This window comes from Pseudoalteromonas sp. APC 3691 (genome assembly GCF_030408135.1).
Classification (GTDB): Bacteria; Pseudomonadota; Gammaproteobacteria; order Enterobacterales; family Alteromonadaceae; genus Pseudoalteromonas.
Map to the genome: position 1 here is coordinate 24,164 of NZ_JASDCB010000013.1, position 23,523 is coordinate 47,686.

Consider the following 23,523-nt stretch of genomic DNA (forward strand, 5'->3'; position numbering starts at 1 on the left):
TGATAGCTTAACTACAGTAGTAATTTATTTTAACTATTAAATTTGAAGCTTTCTAACATTTCTATCCTCTGCTTTAAGCTCTCTAAATTAATTGAATTACGAAACCCGTCAAAACTTTTTGTTAATTGTATCACATCATTCGAATAGCCTTGTTCTTCTGTACTAGAACTTTCATCAGAAATCATATCCTCATGGTGCTTTAGTGCGTCTCCAATATTACCGTGGTATCTGTCGTTTTTTGCACCAATTAAAGAACTTTCAATTACTGCGCACGCTCTAGAATCTATTGATTTCAAACTAGGGGTTATTGAATGAAGAACTTGAATCAGCTTTTCTGGTGTATCTCCTCCATTAATATACCCACTATAGCTTCCGTAATAGTACTCTTTAGCTACAATCAAGAATGCTAGTAAGTCAGGATGTAGACACACATTTTCCGCTGTAGATTTAACTACTAAATTTACTTTCGCAAATAACTGCTCTACTTCCCTTAAAGACAGTTTTTTAGCTTTTGCCAATAGTTTAAAGGTATTCTTTAAGTGATCTTTTTCGTATCTAAATGCTTGGTATTGAGTTCTTTTCTGAAAGAAAATATCAAACTCAAATATTATATAAAGCTGTTCTATAAATGCGTCTAAATCACTCTCAGGTAAAATATACTCAATATCAATAAACCGCCTAAGATAACCCATTGCTTCAAACCCTGCACCATAGACCCCTTTAACACTATGAGACAGCTGAAGTTTGTCCATTGCAATTACAAATACAAGACCTTCAATATCTAAAAGATGTTTTATTCTCTCTAGTAACTCAATTGCGTAAGTAGGTCTGCACCGATCCAATTCATCAATAATAATAAATAATTGGCTTGTAGCTCCATCTTCATTTTTTAAAGCTTTTGATACATTCTCTTTAAATGAAGTAATAGCCTCTTTACTCTTTGTATAATCATCCAAAAAATCTTTAGATAATCCCTCCGTGAATTTGGCTGCTTCAGCTTCAATTACTTTTTCAGCGTCAATTATTCCAGCAGTAGCAAGCTTTACTAACACGGGTAAACCTTTTTTTAAAATTTGTGCACCTGCACTCTTTGCATTAACCCATGCTTTACTTTTCTCTTTATCTCCCTCAACAAGAGACTCTATTTTTTTATTAACCTCGCCCAGAAATGCTTGCAGTGGATCATTAACGAAATCAGTTTCCCAGGCACTAAAGTAAATTGCCGAACAATCATTTATTTGTAGGTTAGCTTTTAACATCTCCAAAAATGTAGTTTTACCTTGCCCCCAAGGAGCATTCACGGATAAAACAATCGGTGAGCTAATGTTTTTGAGGAGTGTAGTAAAGTTTTCGATATGAGGTTTTCGTCCAAGCTTGTCATTCTCAAAAGGGTCGTTTGGATCAATAATTATTTTATGTGATTTAAATTCCATTTATGTATTCTTCTCCGATTCCAGCATTGAAAGGTCAACTCAAAAAACTAATCTTATATTCACATCAGAAAGCTCTAATGTAAACATTGCTTCTCAATAGTAATGTGCAAGCAAAAAAGCATGCGTTTTTATTACCTTCTCGATTACTACATACCACACTCATAATAATCCCTTTAGATCAGGTTTTATTTTTAGTTTAGGAGGAAAGTCAAAAAGATGGAGTAGGCTATTCCTTCTACAACCCTTAACGATTTTGCTGGGCGATAAACGCAAGCGAGTGCTGATTAAATAAGTCAGGACGTTCCACATTACAAACATGGCCGCAATGGTGAATAGTTTGCAGTACGCTATTTTTATGGCGCTTTACCATTTCTTTAACAGGGCCAAGGAACATATGATCTTCTTTGCCCATAATGTAAAGAATGGGAATATCAATGTCTTTTTCTTTGAAGTATTGCATTAAAGGATTTACGTCCATGGCTAATTTAAACCATTTTATAAACTCTTTTTGGCACAAGCGTTTTGCTTCACGAACAAACAAAAGTCGAGATTCTTTATGGCGCTTTTTAGGCATCATAATAAAAGCAAATAAACGATACAGCCACATATAAGGCAAGAAGTGTTTAAAAGTATTACCTAAATAAACCAATGTATTACTGCGCGTATTAAAACGAGTAACCGCTCCACCTAGCACCATGCTAGAAACATATTGCGGCGCAATTTCAGCAATATTTCGAATGAGTATTGTGCCCAATGAAATACCAACAAAGTGTGCGCTGGTGATATTGTTATGATCTAACACATCAATGATGTCTTTAGAGACATTATTAAATGAATAATTATTATCAACAAAGTTTTGTACTAAGTTATTCGATTTACCGTGACCACGAAGATCTAGCAACAACACATTATATTCTTTTTTATAGGCCTTAAGCTGACAAAACCAAATTGCCGAGCTACCACCTGCTCCATGGACAAATACAACCCATGTTTTACTGGTTTCGTGCGCAAAAGTAGTATGGAAGAGAATCTCTTTGCTCATTGCAGTTAGTGGCCTATTTACTTCGTTTGGCATATTCAATTACAGGAAGTATAACGGAGTTTAATAAAAATCTCTTATGAAGTTCAGATCAATGGCTTCTACTTAACAGCTTTTCGGTGCAGATTCTGATTTTTAAATGAAAACCAATAAAAATGACCAGTCCCTATTTTTACGTTATGAAAACCGCCTACCTCGGCTTTGCTGCTCGCGTGACACTATAGCGTGTTGGGTTTCGCTGCCCTCAAACCAACCTACTTTAAAATTATAATGTGGTGCTGCCGCTTAAGGGTGTTGCTCACTTTTACACCGCTGTTTCGTATTCATGACACTTACCCTTCAATTTGGTCTAATTAATTAGTCTACAAATCCTCTCAAAACATGAAATTTTTAGCTAAAAACTATATTCTTGCGCGCGATTGTTATTTAAATAATGGATAAACACACACATGACAACATCTCAAGATGCAACGCTTTCAAATGCATCAACAACAGGTGCACACACACCTTCAAACACACCCACTTCTAAATGGAACCTGCACGATACGCAGTGGACTTTAAGCCTTTTTGGTACCGCCGTTGGTGCGGGTATTTTATTTTTACCTATTAATATTGGCATTGGCGGTTTTTGGCCGTTAATTATTTTGGCATGCTTAGCATTTCCAATGACCTTTTGTGCACACCGTGGATTAGCGCGTTTTGTACTTTCATCAAAAAATAAAGATGCCGATTTTACCGATGTAGTTGAAGAGCACTTTGGTGTGACTGCGGGGCGGTTAATTTCTTTATTATACTTTTTATCTATATTCCCAATTTTGCTTATTTACGGTGTGGGCTTAACTAATACCGTTGATAGCTTTATGGTTAATCAAATGGGGATGGAATCACCTTCTCGCGTGTTGCTTTCGGGTGTATTAGTTGCAGGTATGATTAGCTTAATGATGGGCGGCGAGCGCTTAATGCTGCGTGCCTTTGCTATTTTAGTTTACCCGCTTGTGGGTATATTGTTCTTTTTATCACTTTATTTAATCCCAAGTTGGCAAATGCCAGATATGACAATGCCTGAAATGGGCAGCTTTGGAAAAACATTGTGGTTATCGATTCCTATTATTGTGTTTTCGTTTAGCCACGCAGCGGCTATCTCAAGCTTTGTAAACGTGCAACGCGGTCACTACGGTGAACAAGCTACACATAAGTCTGAGGCGATTTTAAAGCGCACTAGCTTACTACTTATTACCTTTGTACTGTTATTTGTGTTCTCTTGCGTGCTGTCGCTTACAGGCGAGCAAATGGCAGCGGCTAAAGCCGCTAACGTATCGGTTTTATCCTACCTTGCTAATATTACTGATAACTCGTTTATTGCCACACTTGGGCCGCTTGTTGCCTTTATTGCTATTACATCGTCGTTTTTGGGTCACTTTTTAGGGGCACGTGAGAGCTTTACGGGTTTAGTAACTAAACAAACAAGCTTAAGCACAAAAGCGGCCGATAAAATTGGTGTGTTAATTATGTTTTTAGCTATTTGGTTTTGCGCTGTTAAAAACCCAAGTATTTTAGACATGATGGATCAGTTATCGGGCCCTATCATCGCAATGATTTTATTCATCATGCCAATGATTGCAGTTTATAAAGTGCCTGCACTTCATAAATACCGCAACCGATTAAGCACGCTATTTATATTAGCGGTTGGCTCACTTGCTGTATTTGCACTTATTTACAGCATGATTAATTAATACGCTATATATTCAAAAGCCCAGCTAATTTAATTAGCTGGGCTTTTTTAGCCATAAAAAAATGGCGCTCACTGAGCGCCATTTTTAATTTAATTCGTTGCTATTATTCTGTATCTGGCAGGTTACGGCCATAGAATATTTCTTGCATTTCGCGAGTCAGCTTAGAGCGAATTTCGTCTTCTTCTTCGTCCGATAACTCATCAGTAGAAAGGCCGAATAAATAGGTATTTAAGTCGGTTTCTTTTAACATCATTTTAGTATGGAACAGGTTTTCTTGATACACGTTCACGTCCATCATTTGGTACGCTTCTTTGGTATCTTCTGTCATGAAGTTTTGAATCGAGCTAATAGCATGATCAATGTAGTGCTTAACACCGTTTATGTCGCGGGTAAAACCACGAACGCGGTAGTCTATTGTTACTACGTCTGACTCAAGGCTATGAATTAAGAAGTTTAACGCTTTAAGTGGCGAAATAATGCCACAGGTAGATACTTCAATATCAGCACGGAATGTACAAATACCATCATCAGGGTGAGCTTCTGGGTATGTGTGTACACAAATGTGGCTTTTATCTAGGTGTGCAACAACTGAATCAGGTAATGGGCCTGGTGCTTCGTCAGCATCGTAATTTTGCTGCTCTTCTACTGGTTCTTCTGAAACCAAAATAGTTACACTTGCGCCTTGCGGTTCATAATCTTGGCGCGCTACATTTAAAATGTTAGCACCAATAATATCAACAACTTCACCTAAAATATCGGTTAGTCTATCTGCACTGTACTGCTCATCGATATATTCAATATATTCTTTACGTTGTTGCTCGGTCTTTGCGTAACAAATATCATAAATACTAAAGCTTAAACTTTTGGTTAAATTGTTAAAGCCATGAAGTTTAAGTTTATCGAAGGGTTTGTTCATAATAAACCAACCTATAAATTAGTGGGTTCTGCACCTGCAGAATGAAAAGTTCGCGGATTTTATACGAATTTTCCTCGTGGAAAAAGCGTTATTTTGCTTGATCTTGCACAACTTCGTGGCTATGCGTAATTTCTACTGTTTTATCAAGCATTAATGCAACCGAGCAATACTTTTCAGCAGAGAGTGAAACTGCACGTGCAAGGTGCTTTTCAGACACATTATTACCCTTAACAACAAAGTGTAAGTTGATTTTGGTAAACACGCGCGGTGCTGTTTCGGCGCGTTCTGCACTGAGTTGCACTTGTACGTCTGAAAAATCTTGTTTAGCTTTTTTTAAAATACTAACCACATCAACTGATGAGCAACAGCCAACTGACATTAAAACCATTTCCATTGGGCTTGGTGCTGCGCTATCGCTACCGCCATCAAACACAACATTGTGGTTAGAATTAGAACGGCCAATAAACGTATCGCCTTCAACCCATTTTACATTTGCTTGCATTGTTATATCTCAAAAAAATATTTTCTTGATTGTAAGCAACTTAGCCGTAGTTGCAAATGAAAATGCAACGCAGGGCTATAAAATGGCTAAGATTGTTGTGCTAAAGCGCTATCAAAGAGGTTTTTTACTAAACCTGCAAATTCATCTATAAAGGCATGCTGTTCAACCGTGACAGGCTGTGAGGTGATGCTGCTGAGGACTTCTTCTAAATCGTAAACTATGCCATCAACTTCACGTACAATTTGACTACGCTGCTCTGTGTTGAGGTTTGTGTGCTGCTCGCAAATAAGCATCACATTTTGTGCAATGACGTCTTCGATTAATTCCATTACTGTTGGAGCGCCTGGTTTTATTTCGCCTGGCTTCTCAAACAATGCTAAATTTTGAGTTAGATACATGATCAAATCATCGTACCCTTGCCTATCTAAAACCATTATGCGAACCACCTAAATATATTTAATTATGCTGATTTAAGCAGAAAGAGTCGATAATTACTAGCCTTGTACGATAGCAATACAAAAAAAGCAGCCGAAGCTGCTTTTGTAATGATTAAGTAGTATTACTGCTTAATCTATTTTTAAGCCTGGGCTTAGTGTTGCTGGCATCGCTACTTTTTCAAGCTCTACTGAAGCAACTGGGTATGCACAGTAATCAGCTGCGTAATACGCGCTTGCTCTGTGATTGCCCGATGCGCCAATACCACCAAATGGTGCTGCGCTTGACGCGCCAGTAATTGGGCGGTTCCAGTTAACAATACCAGCGCGAATACGACGTAAAAAATGGTCGTAATCTGCTGCACTATCACTTAATAAACCAGCCGATAAACCAAAGGTTGTATCGTTTGCTTTATCAATGGCTTGGTCAAAGTCGTCAAAGCGGAATACTTTTAAAAGTGGTCCAAAATGCTCTTCATCTGGGAAGTCACTAATATTTGTACACTCAATAATACCTGGTGTTACAAAGCCAGTATTAGCTGTGTGCTCAAGCTCTACTAATACTTGAGCGCCAAGCTCAACAAGCTCGTTTTGCGCTTTAACCATGCCCGCTGCTGCCGCTGATGAGATCATAGAGCCCATAAATGGCTGGTCTGCATCATCGTAGTTACCTACTTTAATCGCTTTAGTTGCAGTGATAAGGCGCTCTAAAATTACATCGCCTTTGCTACCTTTAGGTAAAAACAGTTTACGTGCACATGTACAACGCTGGCCGCTTGAAATAAACGCTGATTGAATAATATCGTGAACAACCGCTTTAGTGTCTTCAACGTCAGTAATAATAAGTGGATTATTACCACCCATTTCTAGCGCTAAAATTTTACCCGGTTGACCCGCAAACTGTTCATGTAAAATATGACCAGTACGCGAAGAACCCGTAAAGAACAAGCCATCAATCCCTTTGTGAGCAGCAAGGGCTTTACCCGTTTCTACTTCACCTTGAATGAGGTTGATTACACCGGCTGGTAAGCCTGCTTTTTCCCACAGTTTAAGCGTAAGCTCGGCAACTTTAGGAGTCAGTTCAGACGGTTTAAATACAACCGTGTTACCTGCTAAAAGCGCTGGCACAATGTGGCCATTAGGTAAGTGACCCGGAAAGTTATACGGACCAAATACGGCTACAACCCCATGTGGCTTATGACGAATCATCGCACGGCCAAGTGGCATTGCGTTTTCTACGTCGCCAGTGCGCTCTAAAAATGCTTTTTCAGAAATGGCAATTTTACCAACCATAGCACCCGCTTCTGTGCGAGTTTCCCACAGTGGCTTACCTGTTTCTTGTGCGATAGTAATAGCGAGCTCTTCGCTGTTTTCTTTTAATTGCGCTGCGAATGCTTTAATTATTTCTAAACGCTCAGTAAAGCTTTTATCAGCCCATGCATAAAACGCTTCGCGCGCTGCATTTACTGCGGTGTCTACTTGCGCCGCAGTTGCTGATGATGCCTGCCAAATAACGTCGTTATTTGCAGGGTTTACTGAATTAAATTCTGTGCCTTGGCCTTGTGACCATTGACCATTAATAAATTGTGCAGGATGAGTCATATACTTTCTCCTAAATTAAATCGTGGTTGCACTAACAATATCGCCAGTTTGCAAATGCAATGCATCTGCTACTTCTTGCGATAAAATAAGGCTTTTTGCGCGCTCGTCAAATGTCATTGGTGCAACGGTTGCTCTAAAATCTTCAAGCTTTTCGTTAGCTAGTAACACCATGGTGTCGCCAGTCATTTCGCCAATTTCAACGTTAAAGTTATTTGCATTACGAATCGTCGCAATGTTATCTACTTTTGCTTCAACCGTTGGGCCGCCGTCAAAAATGTCTACGTAGCCATTAAACGTAAAGCCTTCGCTTTTTAATAACTCGATTGCTGGGCGTGTGTTGTCGTGTACTTTACCTATTACGGCTTGCGCATCTTTACTTAGCAAATTTACATAAATTGGGTATTTAGGCATTAGTTCAGCAATGAAAACCTTTTGGCCAATACCTGTTAGGTAGTCGGCTGTTGGAAAATCCATTGAGAAAAAGTGCTCTTCAAGCCACTGCCAAAAAGGGCTACTGCCGTTTTCGTCAGACACACCGCGCATTTCTGCAATCACTGTTTGTGCAAAACGCTCTTGATGCTGCTTTATAAACATAAAGCGCGCTTTGGAAAGTAGCTTACCGTTACAATTTTTACGATAGCCATCTTTTAAAAACAATGTGCAAAGCTCTGTAGCGCCTGTGTAGTCGTTACATAGCGTTAAAATATCAACCGCTTTGTATACGTCTAATGTGCGCGAAGAGTGAATCACTTTACTTAAGTGATAATGATAAAATGCATCATCAAGCCCTACCGCAGCTTCAATTGCAGACGTACCTACAACATCACCGGTTTCGCTATCTTCAAGAACAAACAGGTAGCCTTCGTCACCGGGTTGTGACGTTTGCTTAGCAAATGAACTTACAGAATGGTCTATTTTCTTTTGCAATAGTTCTTCGTTTAATGGCAAAGACGTAAAACCATGCCCAGATTCGTGGGCAATTTTCAGTAATGCTGAGTAATCATTTTGCTGGATTGGGCGAAGGATCATCATGAGTCCGCTTGCTCCCTTATAAATAACGGTAAATAGGAATTGCAGGGCAAGCGGTGCTTGCCCTTAATTGGTTGGCTTAAGTCGCTTATGCGTTTACTACGCTTGCTACTGCTTTTTCAAAGCGTGCCATACCTTCGCGAATGTCCGCTTCAGGAATTACTAAAGATGGAGTGAAACGTACTACGTCTGCACCGGCAACTAGTGACATAAGGCCTTGCTCAGTACCTGCCACTAAAAACTCTTTTGCACGACCTTTGTATTGCTCGTTCACTACTGCACCAATTAATAAACCTTGGCCACGGATTTCGCTAAATACGTTGTATTTTTCGTTAACCGCGCTAAGTAGTTCATTAAATAATGCGGCTTTTTCTTTTACGCCAGCCAGTACTTCTGGGGTATTTACTGTATCAAATGCCGCTTCTGCAACAGCACACGCAAGCGGGTTACCGCCATAAGTAGAACCATGTGTGCCTACTTTAAGGTGCTGTGCAATTTCAGTTGTTGTGATCATAGCGCCAATAGGAAAACCGCCGCCAAGTGCTTTAGCCGAAGTTAAAATATCAGGTACTACGTTTAAGCCTTGGTATGCATATAAATCGCCAGTACGACCAACACCTGTTTGAACTTCATCAAAAATAAGCAGTGCGTTATGTTTAGTACATAAATCGCGAACACCTTGAGCAAACTCATCAGTTGGTGAAACAATACCGCCTTCACCTTGTAGAGGTTCCATCATTACGGCACATGTTTTATCGCTGATAAGTGCTTCAAAAGCAGCTAGGTCGTTGTAATCGCAATGTATAATGTCGCCAGGCTTAGGGCCAAAACCATCTGAATATGCAGCTTGGCCGCCAACAGTTACGGTAAAGAATGTACGACCGTGGAAACCTTTGTTGAACGCGATGATTTGTGATTTTTCTGCGCCAAACTTATCAAGTGCAAAACGACGCGCTAATTTAAGCGCGGCTTCGTTTGCTTCTGCGCCAGAGTTGGCAAAGTAAACTTTTTCAGCAAATGTCGCATCAACCATTTTTTTAGCTAGGCGAAGTGCCGGCTCATTGGTCATTACGTTAGATAGATGCCAGATTTTTTCGCCTTGCTCTTTTAATGCGCCTACTAATGCAGGGTGGCAATGGCCAAGACAGTTAACTGCAATACCACCAGCAAAGTCGATAAACTCTCGACCTTGTTGATCCCATACGCGAGAGCCTTCGCCTCGAACAGGAATTACGCTTGAAGGTGCGTAGTTAGGAACCATTACGTGATCAAATAATTCGCGATTGACTGTCATTTTATTTCCTCTTAATTGTGAGCAACACAAAACATCAAAATAGGTGTTTGGTTAATATTTGTAACCAACTTTATAGGCAAGATCAGTAACCTGATAATTGCGCAAAATTGCTTTGTGGTTCAATTTTCAGACGCACATTATTTCAGAATTACTTATATCTGTCTCGTTAAAAACTTTCATGTATCCCTTGAAAATAAAGGGCTAAAGATATTATTTCATAGATAGTGAATAACTATTTGCATAGCTATTTATGCTTATTTTTAGGCAACTAACCGCATGAGTACAGAGGCGCACACGCTTTAATCGGCAAATATGCAATATAAAAATAGAGTGAGAATGAATGGTTAGTCGCAAAAAAATTAACAAAAAATTCAGATTTTTAGTCAATTTGAATAGCTAAATTGGTAAAATTACTCGATTGGAGGGTTTTTAGTTCCGTTTTAGTGAACTTAAAGTACGAAAACCAGCTTAGAGTTTCGTCAGGCTCAATAAGTTGATGCTCTTTTAGATTAAGATATTGAGAGTAGCAACGTGCCTTTAGCATTACTTGTGTTAACGGCAGTAATGTATCGCCCTTATCTACCCCATTTACTAGCTGCTGCATTACACCTTTAAACGGTAAATATTTAAAAGCCATTTTGTCTATTACTTTGGCGCTTACCTCTATCGACTTATTGCTAAGTAGAGTGGTTAAAAATAGCGGGTCGGGCTGTAGCTCTAATAATGCGGTGTGTAAATCTTTTTGGTTTTCATTTCGGGCTAACTGCACTTTACGTTGCCATACTTTCTCAAACGTTTTTAAGTACAAACGCACCAATGCAATTCGCCCTACATCTAAAAGCATACCAAGGGTAAATGCATGAACGTCGTTCACATTATTAATTTGTGCAATTTTTTGCGCAGCAATCGCGTTTGCCATCGCGCTGTCGCGTAGCCGGCGTTTTAATAATGAAAATGGCTCGGTGCTATGTGGCATCCAATGACGCGCAGCAAATGTAGGTATAACTAGCTGTAAGTTATCAAGACCAATATAGCGAAGAGCAAGCGATGGCTTATCTACTTTTACAGACGTGTTTTTACTACGTTGATTACGATAGTAAGGTAAATTAACGAGCGTTACTAACTCCCTACCCAACCAGCTTAAATCATTAACCAATGGCTCTAAACGCCCTACCGATGCCGACTTTACCGCTAATATATCGAGTATATTGGCAATGCCATCTTCAATACCTATGGTGCTATGAATTACACCATCTATATCTTCGAGCTGCTTATATATAGCTGTTTCAATTGTTTTGTGTAGTTGCTCACTTGCTTGCGCGCGATATTTATGATGTGCAGTACTGCTTTGCTGGCGTTTATTCTGTGCGGCCACTTCAACCTGAAGCAAGGTACGCTGCTTCATGGGTTCGCCGTAATCTATATCTAATGTATGAATGAAACCAATTTGCTGATGCGCAAAGCTATGCCCAAGCAATAAGTCATGAGCTCGTTGGCTTAGTATTTTGGCAGTACGCTGCTGGGCTACAAGTTCAGTCATGACATCCATTAATAAAGTATAAAATGCTATGTGTATTATAACATTAGAAGCGAGTTAAAAAGTTATCAAGCAGTTCTAAGCCTTGAGCAGTTAAAATAGCTTCGGGATGAAACTGCACACCTTCGATTGCTAATTCTTTATGAAGTAATCCCATAATTTCGTCAAACTCGCCTTGCTCAGTCTGAGTCCATGCTGTTACTTCAAGCTCTTTAGGTAGAGTTTGCGCTTTAACCACTAAAGAATGATAACGACATACTGTTAACGGGTTAGCTAAACCTTTAAACACACCTTTATTAGTGTGAACTATGGGTGATGTTTTACCGTGCATAACTTTTTTAGCACGAATTACATCTCCCCCCAAAGCTTGCGCGATAGTTTGATGCCCCAAGCAAATCCCTAAAATAGGATATTGCCCTTTTAGTTGCTCAACAACATTTAATGAAATACCCGCTTCGTTAGGCGTGCATGGTCCCGGCGATAACACGATGTGCTGCGGGTTTAACTGTTTTATTTGTGCAATGTTTAGCTCGTCATTACGTTTTACTAAAACGTCTTGATCTAAACGCTGAAAATATTGCACTAAGTTGTAAGTAAACGAATCGTAGTTATCGATCATTAACAGCATTACACAACAAACCTTATAAATTATTGACCACTTACTTCACGCAAGCGGTACTAAGCGTTGCATTCTACCACTATTAACTAGCCAACATAAATTAGCAAAAAGCGTTAAAAATTAACTGTTTTTGCTAAAAGTTCTTTAAAGTCTTTAGTGGGTACTGGTTCACTTAACCCGAACTCTGGTTAAGAGATTTATTAACGTATTAAATCATGGTGATATTTAAATTTATTCTCTCAAGCCAGAGATTCCTTGCACCTTGAGCAATAATATCGAGTTTTAAGCTTTTCGCGAGTAGTTAACACACCTACGTAGGCTGTATACCCCAACAATAAATTATTGACCTCTAAAGTACGTGCATTTATTGATCGCACTATTAAATACTTTGGTGAAATGCCTTACTGAGCAAAATAAACAGATTGCTTGTGCTACATCAAATTAGCGGCTCGATGGTTGAATTATATCTATGTAAGCCCCAGTGTATTATATGAAAGGCAGTAATTCACTTATACAACTCACTTACTTGTGAGCTCATTTATATCCTACTAAGGAGCGAATATGTTAGGCGAAGACCACTCATTAACAAATGACTTTCCAGAGTACTTAAAGACCATTGCCGAGTTAAATGAAAGCGATACTGAATTTGCAAAAAAAGCAGATAAGTACGACAAGCTAGATAAAGAGATTAGAGTGTTAGAGCTCAAAGATGCGCCCATAAGCGATGAACAAATGCATCTATTAAAACACGAACGTACAGAATTAAAAGATTGGCTATACGAGCGCTTGCAGCAAGAGCAGTAATGCCACTAAAAAAAGAGCTCACTGATGAGGTGAGCTCTTTAGATCAACAATGGGTATTTTCTCTAAAACTTTACAAAGCCACCCACAGGTTTCATAAATACACTGCTTGGGCCTGCAAAGGCTTGTGCAAACTCTTCTGATAATTGACTAAATACCGTTACTTTATCCATATCAACTACGCTTAAAAATAGTGGGCCACTTTCGCCCCAACCAGCAAGATGCGCTTTAGCAGCATCTTCATCTTGGTAACGCTCGTAAATATGTACATTGCGCTTGTCTTCACTTACTGTCCACTCATACATTAAAGTGCCCGCTTCACTTTTAGCCAAAGTAACTAATTGTGCCATTACCAGTAAAAACTCATCGTATTTACCTTCTTTAATTTGGCCTTGTACTGTCCAGGTAACATGATTTTTCATTATGCTTTACCTAATTTAAGCTGTGCTAAAATACTGTCTAACGTATCTACGAGTTGTTGATTTTTAGCATTATCAAGTGCATCAACATGAGGAGGCGCAAAGCGTCCTGTATCGTTATCAAAATACAGGCCTGCGGCATCTTTAAATTCATCACTAAGCGCTGCGCGACAAAAAATATTTGCGCCAATTTTTAAATCCCCACCATCTATACCGTAAGCGTCTTTTACCATTTTGCTTCCCAGTAACGATTTAGGGTTTACCGATACAACTAATGGCCCAGTATCTTTAAGCTCAAGCCCTAAATGACGCGACCACATAGTAATAGCCAATTTACTTTGTGCATAAGCCGCACTATCAGAAAGTTCAGTGTTACCTATAAGTGCATTTAAGTTAACGCTTGATTGCGCAGCTGATGACACATTAACCACTCGCGAATCATGACCAAGAACAGGTAACAATAGTTTTGTAAGAAGATATGGCGCAATCGTGTTTACAACAAAGCGAGCATCAAGGCCGTCAATTGTTGTAGCATCAACTAATTGATAAACGCCTGCATTATTAATAAGTACGTCAAGCTGGTTATTATTTTCGGCCAAATCGGCTAATACATTTTTTGCCAAAGTTTGAACTTGGCTCATATCGCTTAAATCAGCAATATAAGTATGTGTACTTGCATTTGGGTATTGCTCGGTTAAAGCTACTTGTAGCGCATTTAGCTTTGCTTGGCTGCGGCCATGTAATAATACGGTGTGACCTTGTGCTAATAACATCTTTGCCGTTTCTAGCCCAATGCCATCGGTTGCGCCGGTAAGTAAAATTGTTTTGTTCATGTTGATCTCTCCTTACTTTATTTTCGCTATATTAGCACCCCGACTTACTGCTGATAATTAGGCCAATAGTTGAATCAGTTTATAGAATTAATTGATAAAGCTAAGCCTATGTTAGTTAATATAAAAGCATTCCTTTAAAAGGCAGGTAAGTGTTTAAGCTGAATGTTTTTTATGCTTTTATTTGAATTACCCAGCAATCATAACTATTGTTTTTAAACCCCCTTAATAGTAGTATTTATCATATAAATACACTTTTCGAGAAATAATATGAGAGTTTTAGTTACTGGCGGCATGGGTTACATAGGTAGCCACACATGTATTGCATTGCATGAAGCAGGTATTACACCTGTTATTTATGATAACTTGTCTAATGCAAGTGCGCGGGTACTTGACCAACTCGAAAAGATTACAGGTACTCGGTTTGAGTTTATTTTAGGTGACATTCAAGACGAGCAACAATTTAAGCTCGCCCTAAAACAGACTAAAGCCGAAGCTGTTTTTCACTTTGCGGCTTTAAAAGCCGTTGGCGAATCAACTGAGCAACCACTGCGTTATTATCAAAATAATGTGTCGGGCACATTAAGCATGCTACAAAACATGCAAGATGAAGGCGTTAACCATATTATATTTAGCTCATCGGCTACGGTGTACGGCGAGCCAGACTACCTCCCTATTGACGAAAAGCATCCTATACGCGCAACTAACCCTTATGGTTGGACTAAAGTCATGGTTGAACAAGCCATGCAAGACGTATGTAATGCCAACAGTCAATTTATGGGTATTGCGCTTCGTTATTTTAACCCAGTAGGTGCACACCCAAGTGGTTTATTAGGTGAAAGCCCTAATGGTATTCCTAATAACTTAATGCCTTTTATTGCTCAAACTGCAGTAGGCAAACGCGACGTGGTTAATATTTTTGGTGACGACTACGACACCGAAGATGGCACAGGCGTGCGCGACTATATTCATGTTTTAGATTTAGCGAAAGGTCATGTTGCGGCATTTATGCAGCATAAAACAGATACCGCCTTTCATGCTTACAACTTAGGCACCGGGCAAGGTTATTCTGTGCTTGATATGATTAAAGCATTTAGCGCATCAGCCAATAAAGATATTCTGTATAAGATTGCACCGCGCCGTGCAGGTGATATTGCCTGTAACTACGCCGATGCCACAAAAGCGCAAAACACACTTAACTGGCACGCAGAACTAACACTTAGCGACATGACAAACGACACATGGCGCTGGCAAACTAATTACCCAAGTGGGTTGGAGAGTTAATATGGCTTTATTAGAAAGTACTCACAGACGTAAAAATCCGCTAACGGGTCGTTGGGTATTAGTGTCACCACATCGTAATAACCGCCCATGGTTAGGCGCAACAGAAGCCGTTAACGAAAACGTACTACCAAAACACGATGAAAGCTGCCCACTTTGCCCAAGTAATACCCGTGCAAATGGTGACAGTAACCCTGATTATAAATACACACACGTATTTAGAAATGATTTTGGCGCATTAACGCCTAATGCCAGCGAGCAATTACAAAGCTTAGAATCAGACAGCGATTTATTTATTGCCGACGAAGCCAGCGGCGAATGCCGCGTAATTTGTTTTTCTCCAGAGCATAATAAAACACTACCAGAGCTTAGCCAAAACGCATTGCACGAAGTAGTAAAAACCTGGAAACAAAATTACACAGAGCTTGCACAGCAGTACGAATGCGTACAAGTTTTTGAAAATAAAGGCGAGATCATGGGTTGTTCGCAACCTCATCCTCACGGCCAAGTATGGGCTCACTCGCATTTATCAACCGAAATAGAAGCCGAAGATAACCAGCAGCTTGCCTATTATAAAAAGCATGGCACAGCCATGCTTGCCGATTACGCGCAAAAAGAGCAAGCAGATCAAACACGTGTTGTATTTGAAAACGAACATTGGCTTGTTGTTGTGCCATTTTGGGCAGCGTGGCCGTTTGAAACAATGCTAGTAACTAAAGATAACATTCAAAACTTTAGCCAGCTAAACGATGCGCAAACCGACTCTTTGGCTCAGGCACTTAAAGTATTAACCACTAAGTACGACAACGTATTTAATTGCAGCTTCCCATACTCAATGGGATGGCACAATGCACCTGCTGATAGAAGCTCTGATGAGCAACATTGGCGTTTGCATGCACACTTTTATCCGCCGCTACTTCGCTCTGCTACTGTTAAAAAACACATGGTAGGCTACGAAATGCTAGGCGAAAGCCAACGCGATTTAAGCGCAGAAACCGCTGCTTCTATTTTAAAAGCAGCCAGTACAACACACTATAAAGATACAGCAGGACACACAGATGAAGCTTAACGAATTCCAACAACAATTTTTGTCACTGTATGGCGCGCCTGCTCAAGGTATTGCAGCAGCACCGGGGCGTGTAAACCTTATTGGCGAATTTACCGACTACAACGATGGTTTTGTTTTACCGTGTTCGTTAGAGTTTCGTACCCAAGTAATGTTTAAAGAGCGCGACGACAATATTATTACTGTGCATTCTTTAAATTACCCTGGCGAAAAAGACAGCTTTAGCGTTGATGAAGAAATCACTGAAGGCCAGTCGCAATGGGGTAACTACATTCGTGCTGTTACTTATGTTCTTAAAAGAGCGGGCTACACACTGCGTGGCGCCGACCTACTTATTGACAGCAACTTACCGCAAGGTAGTGGCTTGTCGTCATCGGCCGCACTAGAAGTTGCTGTAGGCGGTATGTTTAACCATATTGCACAGCTTGGTTTACCGCCAGAGCAAATTGCGCTATTTGGTCAAGAAGCCGAAAACGACTTTATGCATTGCCAATGCGGCATTATGGATCAGCTTATTTCAGCTAAAGGCGAGAATGGTCATGCACTATTAATCGACTGTGAAAACCTCGCAACCAAATCAGTTAAAGTTCCTGATGATTTAAATATTGTTATTGTTAATTCAAACTACCCGCGTAAGTTGGTTGATAGCGAATACAACCAGCGCCGTATTGACTGCGAACAAGCTGCTGTAAAAATGGGTGTAGAAACACTTCGCCAAGCCACCATGGCTGGCCTGCAAGCAGTAAAAGCGACATTAAGCGAAAACGAATATAAACGTGCACACCACGTAATTAGCGAAAACGACCGTGTAATTGCAGCAACTACTGCACTACAAAATAACGATATGGATGCACTTCGCACGCTAATGGCAGCATCGCATCAATCACTTAAACACGACTTTGAAGTAACCGTACCTGCAACCGATGGCTTAGTAGAAATTTGTAAAGAAGCGATGGGCGAGCGTGGCGCAGTTCGTATGACAGGGGGTGGTTTTGGTGGCGCAATTGTATGTTTATGTCGTGATGCGGAAGTACCACTAATTAAAGCAGCGGTAGAAAAGCATTACTTTGAACGCTTTAACTTAAATGCTGATATTTACGTATGTTCAGCGGGTTCAGGATTACAAATAACGTCTTTTTAAATAAACTTAAGGAATAAGCATGGCAAAGGTTAATTGGGGAATTATTGGGTGTGGCAATATAGCTCACACCTTTGCTAAAAGCATTGCGCATTGCAGTGATGCACAGCTTATTGGCGCTGCATCAACGAGTGAGCAGCGCGCTAAAGAATTTGCCACACCGTACAATATTCAAGGCTATGAAAGCTATCAAGCTCTTATGCAATGCCCAAATATAGATGCTATTTATATTGCCAATACCCACGATCAACACTTTAAAACGATAGCCCAATGCTTAAAACACAATAAGCACGTGCTAAGCGAAAAACCAATTACCGTTAATGCTAAGCAGTTGCAAAGTCTCACTGAGCTTGCAAAACAACAAAACTGCTTTTTAATGGAAGGCGTTTGGATGCGATTTTTACCTGCCATAGTAAAATTACAACAGCTCCTAAGTGAAGGTGTTATTGGTAATGTACACAGTGTTAATGCTAACTTTAGTTTACCTGGCAGCTTTGCAGATACTCATCGATTAATGAACCCTGTAACAGCGGGTGGCGCCCTGCTCGATTTAGGTATTTATCCTATTTCGATTGCTGATGTGGTATTTAATAAAGCCCCTGAACACATCAACTCCTTTGTACATAAAAGCACAACCGGCGTTGATGAGCGAAGCACTGCTATAGTTGATTACGGTAACGGGCAATTTGCATCTCTTGCCAGCGCACTGCAGCAAAATGGCCCAACAGAAGCATGTATTAATGGTGAGCTTGGCTATATTCGAATACCTCAGTTTGTAGGTGCACAAACGCTAGAGCTACACATAAAAGACCAAGACCCTCAGTACTTTGAATACAACTTTAGTGACGATGAAAACTTTAAGTTTGAAATTGCACATGTCACGCAGTGTATATTACAAAAACAAACCCAAAGCAGCGTATTACCACTGGGTACTAGCTTACGGGTTATGAACATAATGGATACCTTGCGAGCACAATGGCAGCTGCAATATAGCAATGCTATTGAGTCGGCTGAACTGACAAATTAAGAAATAAAAATACACAACAAGGACACACAATGACACACACACTCAAGGCGCTTTCAAAAGCTATATTACTTGCTACGTGCAGTTTATCTGCCAGTGTAGCTGTTGCTGAATCTAATAAACCAGAGCAGCTATACCCGCCAATCACTAGCGAAGTACTGCCAGAGCTTGCAGCTAAAGGTAGCTACAATGTAGGTGTGCAAACACTTGATTTAGTTAACCCTGCGCAATTTGACCCCGCTACACAAGGCCAAAAAGATCGTCCTTTAAAAGTAGAGGTGTGGTATCCGGCTGCAAATACAGCAAAAGCGCCACTTACCAGCTACACCGATCAAACTCGCTCAGGTAAAGAGTTTATTCTGCAAGCCGATGCAATGCGTGATGTCGCCATTAATAATAAAGAGCACTACCCTGTGATAGTGCTTTCGCACGGTTATACCGGTTACCGTACAATTATGTACTACCTTGGCGAGCATTTAGCGTCGCACGGTTACATTGTGGTAGCTATTGATCATACTGACTCAACCAATGCCGATGTTGATTTTAAAAATGCACCGTTCTCTGGCTTTTTTAGCACGCTTATAAATCGCTCACGCGATCAGCAGTTTGTTATTAATTACTTTAATGAGCAAAACAACTTTGCAAGCAAGCAGGTAGATAACAAAAGCGCAGGCGTAATTGGTTACTCAATGGGTGGCTATGGCGCTGTAAATACGATAGGTGGTTGTTACGCTTTTAATGAGCAAACTACAGCTATGTTTACGGGTATGAAAGACCCTGCTCAAATTAAACAAGTACAGCAATTACTAAACAGCTGCGCTGGTGGACAATACCAAAACCCAAAAGTAGACCCACGTATAAAAGCGATGGTGGCCTTTGCGCCATGGGGCGGACAGCACACTATATTTGATGCCAAAGCAATGGAAAATATTAAAGTACCTTCGCTTTATATAGCCGGTAACTTAGATGACATTTCAGGCTATGAAAGCATTAAAAGTCTTTATGAACAAACAGGCAGCAAAGATAAGTACATGCTTACTTACAAAAATGCACGCCATAATATTGCACCACACCCAGCCCCTGCTATTGCACAAAGTAGCAGTGAGCTAGATATAGGCCATTACTACGAGCCTTCGTGGTCTATGCGTACACTAAACGAAATTAACAAACACTTTGTACTTGCCATGATGGATTGCCACGTAAAAGGCATAGCCAGCGAGTGTAAATACTTAGATTTACCACAAAACGGCGACCAAGCTGTTGTTGATGGTAAACCGCTGCCACAGTGGCGCGGGTTTGATAATCGCTTTTCTACCGGTATGGATTGGCAACAAGCTAAACCTCACACCAAGTAATAATAAGCTTTAAGCGGCTGTTTTAATCAATAGCCGCGTACGCCCTTAAAATAATGCAAAAATAAAACGCCTTTTATATAAAAGAGTTACCAGAAAATATTAGCGTGTTTATTTTTTAATCTGCTATTTTAAGAAAAAACCATTGCCATAACTTCGGTTAAAGGCAATCTAGTCATATATAAGATAAGATAAATAACACAAATATCATGTCCAAATACATACTCTCAATTGATCAAGGAACCACAAGCTCTCGGGCCATCTTGTTTACAAAAGATGCAGACGTTTTTGGTACAGCACAACAAGAATTTTCGCAGCATTTTCCACAAAATGGTTGGGTAGAACACGACCCTAACGATATTTGGCAAACAGTGCTTAGCACTAGTCGCGAAGTGTTAACTAAAAACGATGTAAAGCCTGAAGAAATTATTGCCATTGGTATCACCAACCAGCGCGAAACCACTTTAGTGTGGAACAAAAAAACAGGCAAAACAATTTATAACGCTATTGTATGGCAAGACCGTCGCACAAGTGACTATTGCGAAAGCCTAACAACTGATGAGCTTTGCCAAACGATAAGCGATAAAACAGGCTTATTGCTCGACCCTTATTTTTCGGCCACTAAAATTCGTTGGATTTTAGATAACGTTGAAGGCGCACGCGAACAAGCCCTTGCAGGTGAGCTCGCCTTCGGTACGGTTGACACTTACCTACTTTGGCAGCTAACAGGCGGCAAAGAGCACCGCACCGATGCAACCAATGCATCGCGCACCATGTTATTTAATATTCACACCCAGCAGTGGGATCAAGAGCTTCTAGAGTTATTCGATATTCCAGAATCTATGCTGCCAGAAGTAATGGATTCAGCTGACGAGTTTGGTTCAACGAGTGCTGACATTTTTGGCGCGCCAATTCGTGTTTGTGGTATTGCAGGCGATCAGCAAGCTGCACTTGTTGGCCACGCATGTTTTGAACAAGGCATGGCAAAAAGCACTTACGGTACAGGCTGTTTTTTAATGCTTAATACTGGCGAAAAAGCACTGACCTCAGAAAATCGCTTACTGACCACTGTTGCCTATAGATTAAATGGCAAGCCAACTTACGCCATTGAAGGCAGCATATTTATGGCTGGCGCAACGATGCAGTGGATTGTTGAAGGCTTAAAACTACTTAGCCATGCTGGCGAAAGTGAATCGATGGTTAAAGATGTACCGCTCGATCATGGTGTATTTTTAGTGCCTTCGTTTACGGGTTTAGGTGCTCCTTATTGGGATCCTAATGCACGTGGCGCTATTTTAGGCCTAACACGCGATTCAGGTATTAGCACTATTGTTGCGGCTGCTCTGCAATCAGTTGGTTACCAGACCAAAGATTTACAAAAAGCGATGGAGCGTGATGGTCTTCGCCCAAGTGTGCTTCGTGTAGATGGCGGTATGGTAAAAAATAACTGGGTTATGACCTTCTTATCAAATATTTTAGGCGCAACAGTTGAGCGCCCAACTGTGACCGAAACGACCTCTTTAGGCGTAGCATATTTAGCTGGCTTACAAACAGGTGTGTACGAGTCAACCGAGCAGTTATCTAAAATGTGGACATGCGACCGTCGTTTTGAGCCAACTATGAGCGCCGACGAACGTAATGATTTATATGCAAAATGGCAGCACTGCGTTGCTCAAGTATGTTTAACGAATAAAAACTGTCCGGAGTAAGTACTAAGTGGCTAAGCGAATACTTTAGCCACTTCGCCTTTTTAACTTAGCCAATAGCTAGATTTAAAAGGGATGCTTTACTGCTTTAAATTGAAAATGGATCAGCGTCAAAATTTACGAATAAAAAACTGGGTTTTCTATTGTCAAATGAAAACAGCAGCTTTATGATGCTTATATCTTATTTATATTACAAATAAAAAGGTTAGCTCGGTGGAATTAGCAGATAACGAATATGACTTACTAGTCATCGGTGGCGGTGTAAACGGCACTGGAATAGCAGCTGATGCAGCAGGCAGAGGATTAAAAGTACTCTTGTGCGAACAATCAGACCTTGCCTGTGCAACATCTTCAAACAGTTCTAAGCTGATCCACGGTGGTCTGCGCTACCTTGAGCACTACGAATTTAGATTAGTAAAAGAAGCCTTAGCCGAGCGTGAAGTGCTACTTAAAAACGCACCTCATATTATGTGGCCACTTACTTTTAGATTACCCCATCAAAAGCATTTACGCCCTGCATGGATGATTCGCATTGGTTTGTTTATGTATGACAATCTAGCAAAGCGTGAAACACTAGCGGGTTCTCGAAGCATCAAGTTTGGCGAAAATAGCGTACTAGAACCTTCTATTACCAAAGGTTTTGAATACTCAGACGGCTGGGTTGATGACTCTCGCTTAGTCGTTTTAAATGCCTTAGCAGCGCAGCAAAAAGGCGCCGTTATTACCACGTAAACTAAGTGTGTAAATGCCAAACGCGAGCAAGGTAAGTGGCAGGTAACGCTTGATCAGCAAAAAAGTAAAGCTAAATACAGCATTTCTGCCAAAGGTATTGTTAACGCTGCGGGCCCTTGGGTTGCTAAATTATTTGATGAAGCGCTAGCAGAAAAGTCGCCACAAAATATTCGCCTTGTGAAAGGCAGCCACATAGTGGTGCCGCGCATTCACGATGAGAAGCAAGCTTACATTTTACAAAATAAAGATCAGCGTATTGTATTTGTTATTCCGTTTGAAGATGACTTCTCACTTGTTGGCACAACCGATGTAGAACACACAGGTGAAGCGCAAGACGTTAAAATTAGTGATGAAGAAATCGATTACTTAATTGATATTACTAACAGTTACTTTAAAAACCATATTAAACGCGAAGATATAGTACATACCTTCTCGGGTGTACGCCCATTACTTGATGACGAATCAGTTAATGCACAAGCCGTTACTCGCGATTATAAATTAGAGCTTTCGAGTGACGCCAAGCAAACACCACTATTGAGTGTGTTTGGTGGAAAAATTACTACTTATCGTAAACTCGCCGAAGCTGCAGTTAATAAGCTTGAAGAATTTTACCCACAAATGAGCGAAGCGTGGACTAAGCACAGCTCACTCCCTGGTGGCGATTTTAGCTCTGTAGAAGCTCTTAAATCAGAGCTAAAAGCGAAATATGAATGGCTACCTGAAATAACACTTAAACGCTTTGTGCGCACTTATGGTACTCGCGCTAAAATTATACTAGGTAGTGCAACTGGACTGAGTGATTTAGGCCAAGATTTTGGCCATGGTTTATTTGCAGCAGAAGTAAATTACTTGCTAAATGAAGAGTGGGCAGAAAACGCATACAATATTTTATGGCGTCGTAGTAAATTAGGACTACGTTTTAATGAGGCACAAGTTGCTACGCTTAATGATTATATTGAGCAAACCAAAGCGGCTAAAATTGCTTAATAACCGCTAAAGTAATTGGCTGTTGTAGTCCTAAAAACTTCCCGTGCAA

The 23,523-nt window shown here is 40.3% G+C and carries 20 protein-coding genes and 1 pseudogene; 9 read left to right on the forward strand and 12 right to left on the reverse strand.

The window, feature by feature from the left end; all coding sequences use genetic code 11:
* Nucleotides 1-29: 29 nt before the first annotated feature.
* Together QL998_RS06305 and QL998_RS06310 are read right to left on the reverse strand one after the other, a co-directional pair.
* Nucleotides 30-1,433 (reverse strand): P-loop NTPase fold protein, encoded by a 1,404-nt coding sequence (locus QL998_RS06305; RefSeq protein ID WP_290192330.1) that lies wholly within the window; start codon nt 1,431-1,433, stop codon nt 30-32.
* 244 nt (nt 1,434-1,677) lie between these two features.
* Complete coding sequence (locus QL998_RS06310; RefSeq protein ID WP_290192331.1) at nt 1,678-2,475, reverse strand: alpha/beta hydrolase; 798 nt, start codon at nt 2,473-2,475, stop codon at nt 1,678-1,680.
* Nucleotides 2,476-2,921: 446 nt separating this feature from the next.
* On the opposite strand from QL998_RS06310, the gene QL998_RS06315 reads away from it, so the two are divergent.
* Nucleotides 2,922-4,205 (forward strand): aromatic amino acid transport family protein, encoded by a 1,284-nt coding sequence (locus tag QL998_RS06315; RefSeq protein WP_290192332.1) that lies wholly within the window; start codon nt 2,922-2,924, stop codon nt 4,203-4,205.
* 103 nt (nt 4,206-4,308) lie between these two features.
* Here the strand turns inward: QL998_RS06315 and speD are convergent, their stop codons facing one another.
* The 8 genes from speD to QL998_RS06355 all read right to left on the reverse strand — a co-directional run bounded on the left by speD (nt 4,309) and on the right by QL998_RS06355 (nt 12,147).
* Entirely contained in the window at nt 4,309-5,121 is an 813-nt protein-coding gene (speD, locus tag QL998_RS06320; protein ID WP_024597058.1) for an adenosylmethionine decarboxylase, read from the reverse strand.
* Nucleotides 5,122-5,209: 88 nt separating this feature from the next.
* Nucleotides 5,210-5,623: an OsmC family protein gene (locus QL998_RS06325; RefSeq protein WP_002958863.1), complete on the reverse strand. Its 414-nt coding sequence runs from the start codon at nt 5,621-5,623 to the stop codon at nt 5,210-5,212.
* A gap of 86 nt (nt 5,624-5,709) precedes the next feature.
* Nucleotides 5,710-6,057, reverse strand: coding sequence for a DUF3802 family protein (locus QL998_RS06330; protein WP_282114676.1), 348 nt, complete (start codon nt 6,055-6,057; stop codon nt 5,710-5,712).
* A gap of 132 nt (nt 6,058-6,189) precedes the next feature.
* Nucleotides 6,190-7,659, reverse strand: coding sequence for a succinylglutamate-semialdehyde dehydrogenase (gene astD, locus QL998_RS06335; protein WP_182752948.1), 1,470 nt, complete (start codon nt 7,657-7,659; stop codon nt 6,190-6,192).
* Between the two features lie 15 nt (nt 7,660-7,674).
* Nucleotides 7,675-8,691, reverse strand: coding sequence for an arginine N-succinyltransferase (gene astA, locus QL998_RS06340; protein ID WP_002958860.1), 1,017 nt, complete (start codon nt 8,689-8,691; stop codon nt 7,675-7,677).
* 85 nt (nt 8,692-8,776) lie between these two features.
* Nucleotides 8,777-9,982, reverse strand: a complete 1,206-nt coding sequence (locus tag QL998_RS06345) for an aspartate aminotransferase family protein (protein WP_024606490.1) — start codon at nt 9,980-9,982, stop codon at nt 8,777-8,779.
* 379 nt (nt 9,983-10,361) lie between these two features.
* Complete coding sequence (locus tag QL998_RS06350; protein WP_024606491.1) at nt 10,362-11,522, reverse strand: HDOD domain-containing protein; 1,161 nt, start codon at nt 11,520-11,522, stop codon at nt 10,362-10,364.
* A 43-nt stretch (nt 11,523-11,565) separates the two neighbouring features.
* Nucleotides 11,566-12,147 carry an aminodeoxychorismate/anthranilate synthase component II gene (locus QL998_RS06355; RefSeq protein WP_024606492.1) on the reverse strand — a complete coding sequence of 194 codons (582 nt, stop codon included), beginning with the start codon at nt 12,145-12,147 and terminating at the stop codon, nt 11,566-11,568.
* Between the two features lie 552 nt (nt 12,148-12,699).
* On the opposite strand from QL998_RS06355, the gene QL998_RS06360 reads away from it, so the two are divergent.
* Nucleotides 12,700-12,942, forward strand: coding sequence for a YdcH family protein (locus QL998_RS06360; protein WP_002958856.1), 243 nt, complete (start codon nt 12,700-12,702; stop codon nt 12,940-12,942).
* 62 nt (nt 12,943-13,004) lie between these two features.
* Here QL998_RS06360 and QL998_RS06365 read toward each other — a convergent pair whose 3' ends face one another.
* Nucleotides 13,005-13,361, reverse strand: a complete 357-nt coding sequence (locus QL998_RS06365; protein ID WP_002958855.1) for an antibiotic biosynthesis monooxygenase — start codon at nt 13,359-13,361, stop codon at nt 13,005-13,007.
* On the reverse strand, nt 13,361-14,191 hold the full coding sequence (locus QL998_RS06370; protein ID WP_002958854.1) for an SDR family NAD(P)-dependent oxidoreductase: 831 nt from the start codon (nt 14,189-14,191) through the stop codon (nt 13,361-13,363). Before QL998_RS06370 ends, QL998_RS06365 begins: the two co-directional genes overlap by 1 nt.
* A 267-nt stretch (nt 14,192-14,458) precedes the next feature.
* Here QL998_RS06370 and galE point away from each other — a divergent pair, with 267 nt between their 5' ends.
* The 7 genes and pseudogenes from galE (at nt 14,459) to glpD (ending at nt 23,474) form a co-directional block, all read left to right on the forward strand.
* Nucleotides 14,459-15,472 carry a UDP-glucose 4-epimerase GalE gene (galE, locus tag QL998_RS06375; protein ID WP_182193697.1) on the forward strand — a complete coding sequence of 338 codons (1,014 nt, stop codon included), beginning with the start codon at nt 14,459-14,461 and terminating at the stop codon, nt 15,470-15,472.
* A gap of 1 nt (nt 15,473) precedes the next feature.
* Nucleotides 15,474-16,538, forward strand: coding sequence for a UDP-glucose--hexose-1-phosphate uridylyltransferase (locus tag QL998_RS06380; RefSeq protein WP_290192333.1), 1,065 nt, complete (start codon nt 15,474-15,476; stop codon nt 16,536-16,538).
* A complete protein-coding gene (gene galK / locus QL998_RS06385) occupies nt 16,528-17,676 on the forward strand; it encodes a galactokinase (RefSeq protein WP_024606495.1) in 1,149 nt (382 codons plus the stop codon). Before QL998_RS06380 ends, galK begins: the two co-directional genes overlap by 11 nt.
* Before the next feature lie 19 nt (nt 17,677-17,695).
* Nucleotides 17,696-18,700: a Gfo/Idh/MocA family oxidoreductase gene (locus QL998_RS06390; protein WP_182193701.1), complete on the forward strand. Its 1,005-nt coding sequence runs from the start codon at nt 17,696-17,698 to the stop codon at nt 18,698-18,700.
* Nucleotides 18,701-18,729: 29 nt separating this feature from the next.
* The gene (locus QL998_RS06395) at nt 18,730-20,052 is read left to right on the forward strand and encodes a dienelactone hydrolase family protein (RefSeq protein WP_182193703.1); all 1,323 of its coding nucleotides are present in this window, start codon (nt 18,730-18,732) and stop codon (nt 20,050-20,052) included.
* A 206-nt stretch (nt 20,053-20,258) separates the two neighbouring features.
* Nucleotides 20,259-21,758 (forward strand): glycerol kinase GlpK, encoded by a 1,500-nt coding sequence (gene glpK / locus QL998_RS06400; RefSeq protein ID WP_033012289.1) that lies wholly within the window; start codon nt 20,259-20,261, stop codon nt 21,756-21,758.
* Between the two features lie 210 nt (nt 21,759-21,968).
* Nucleotides 21,969-23,474, forward strand: a pseudogene (glpD, locus tag QL998_RS06405) (glycerol-3-phosphate dehydrogenase).
* Nucleotides 23,475-23,523: the final 49 nt, after the last annotated feature.

Bases quoted from the DNA above. Each gene is read 5' to 3' on its own strand.
- QL998_RS06305 (WP_290192330.1), bottom strand. From the start codon at position 1,433: ATGGAATTTAAATCACATAAAATAATTATTGATCCAAACGACCCTTTT.
- QL998_RS06310 (WP_290192331.1), bottom strand. From the start codon at position 2,475: ATGAGCAAAGAGATTCTCTTCCATACTACTTTTGCGCACGAAACCAGT.
- QL998_RS06315 (WP_290192332.1), top strand. From the start codon at position 2,922: ATGACAACATCTCAAGATGCAACGCTTTCAAATGCATCAACAACAGGT.
- speD (WP_024597058.1), bottom strand. From the start codon at position 5,121: ATGAACAAACCCTTCGATAAACTTAAACTTCATGGCTTTAACAATTTA.
- QL998_RS06325 (WP_002958863.1), bottom strand. From the start codon at position 5,623: ATGCAAGCAAATGTAAAATGGGTTGAAGGCGATACGTTTATTGGCCGT.
- QL998_RS06330 (WP_282114676.1), bottom strand. From the start codon at position 6,057: ATGGTTTTAGATAGGCAAGGGTACGATGATTTGATCATGTATCTAACT.
- astD (WP_182752948.1), bottom strand. From the start codon at position 7,659: ATGACTCATCCTGCACAATTTATTAATGGTCAATGGTCACAAGGCCAA.
- astA (WP_002958860.1), bottom strand. From the start codon at position 8,691: ATGATGATCCTTCGCCCAATCCAGCAAAATGATTACTCAGCATTACTG.
- QL998_RS06345 (WP_024606490.1), bottom strand. From the start codon at position 9,982: ATGACAGTCAATCGCGAATTATTTGATCACGTAATGGTTCCTAACTAC.
- QL998_RS06350 (WP_024606491.1), bottom strand. From the start codon at position 11,522: ATGACTGAACTTGTAGCCCAGCAGCGTACTGCCAAAATACTAAGCCAA.
- QL998_RS06355 (WP_024606492.1), bottom strand. From the start codon at position 12,147: ATGCTGTTAATGATCGATAACTACGATTCGTTTACTTACAACTTAGTG.
- QL998_RS06360 (WP_002958856.1), top strand. From the start codon at position 12,700: ATGTTAGGCGAAGACCACTCATTAACAAATGACTTTCCAGAGTACTTA.
- QL998_RS06365 (WP_002958855.1), bottom strand. From the start codon at position 13,361: ATGAAAAATCATGTTACCTGGACAGTACAAGGCCAAATTAAAGAAGGT.
- QL998_RS06370 (WP_002958854.1), bottom strand. From the start codon at position 14,191: ATGAACAAAACAATTTTACTTACCGGCGCAACCGATGGCATTGGGCTA.
- galE (WP_182193697.1), top strand. From the start codon at position 14,459: ATGAGAGTTTTAGTTACTGGCGGCATGGGTTACATAGGTAGCCACACA.
- QL998_RS06380 (WP_290192333.1), top strand. From the start codon at position 15,474: ATGGCTTTATTAGAAAGTACTCACAGACGTAAAAATCCGCTAACGGGT.
- galK (WP_024606495.1), top strand. From the start codon at position 16,528: ATGAAGCTTAACGAATTCCAACAACAATTTTTGTCACTGTATGGCGCG.
- QL998_RS06390 (WP_182193701.1), top strand. From the start codon at position 17,696: ATGGCAAAGGTTAATTGGGGAATTATTGGGTGTGGCAATATAGCTCAC.
- QL998_RS06395 (WP_182193703.1), top strand. From the start codon at position 18,730: ATGACACACACACTCAAGGCGCTTTCAAAAGCTATATTACTTGCTACG.
- glpK (WP_033012289.1), top strand. From the start codon at position 20,259: ATGTCCAAATACATACTCTCAATTGATCAAGGAACCACAAGCTCTCGG.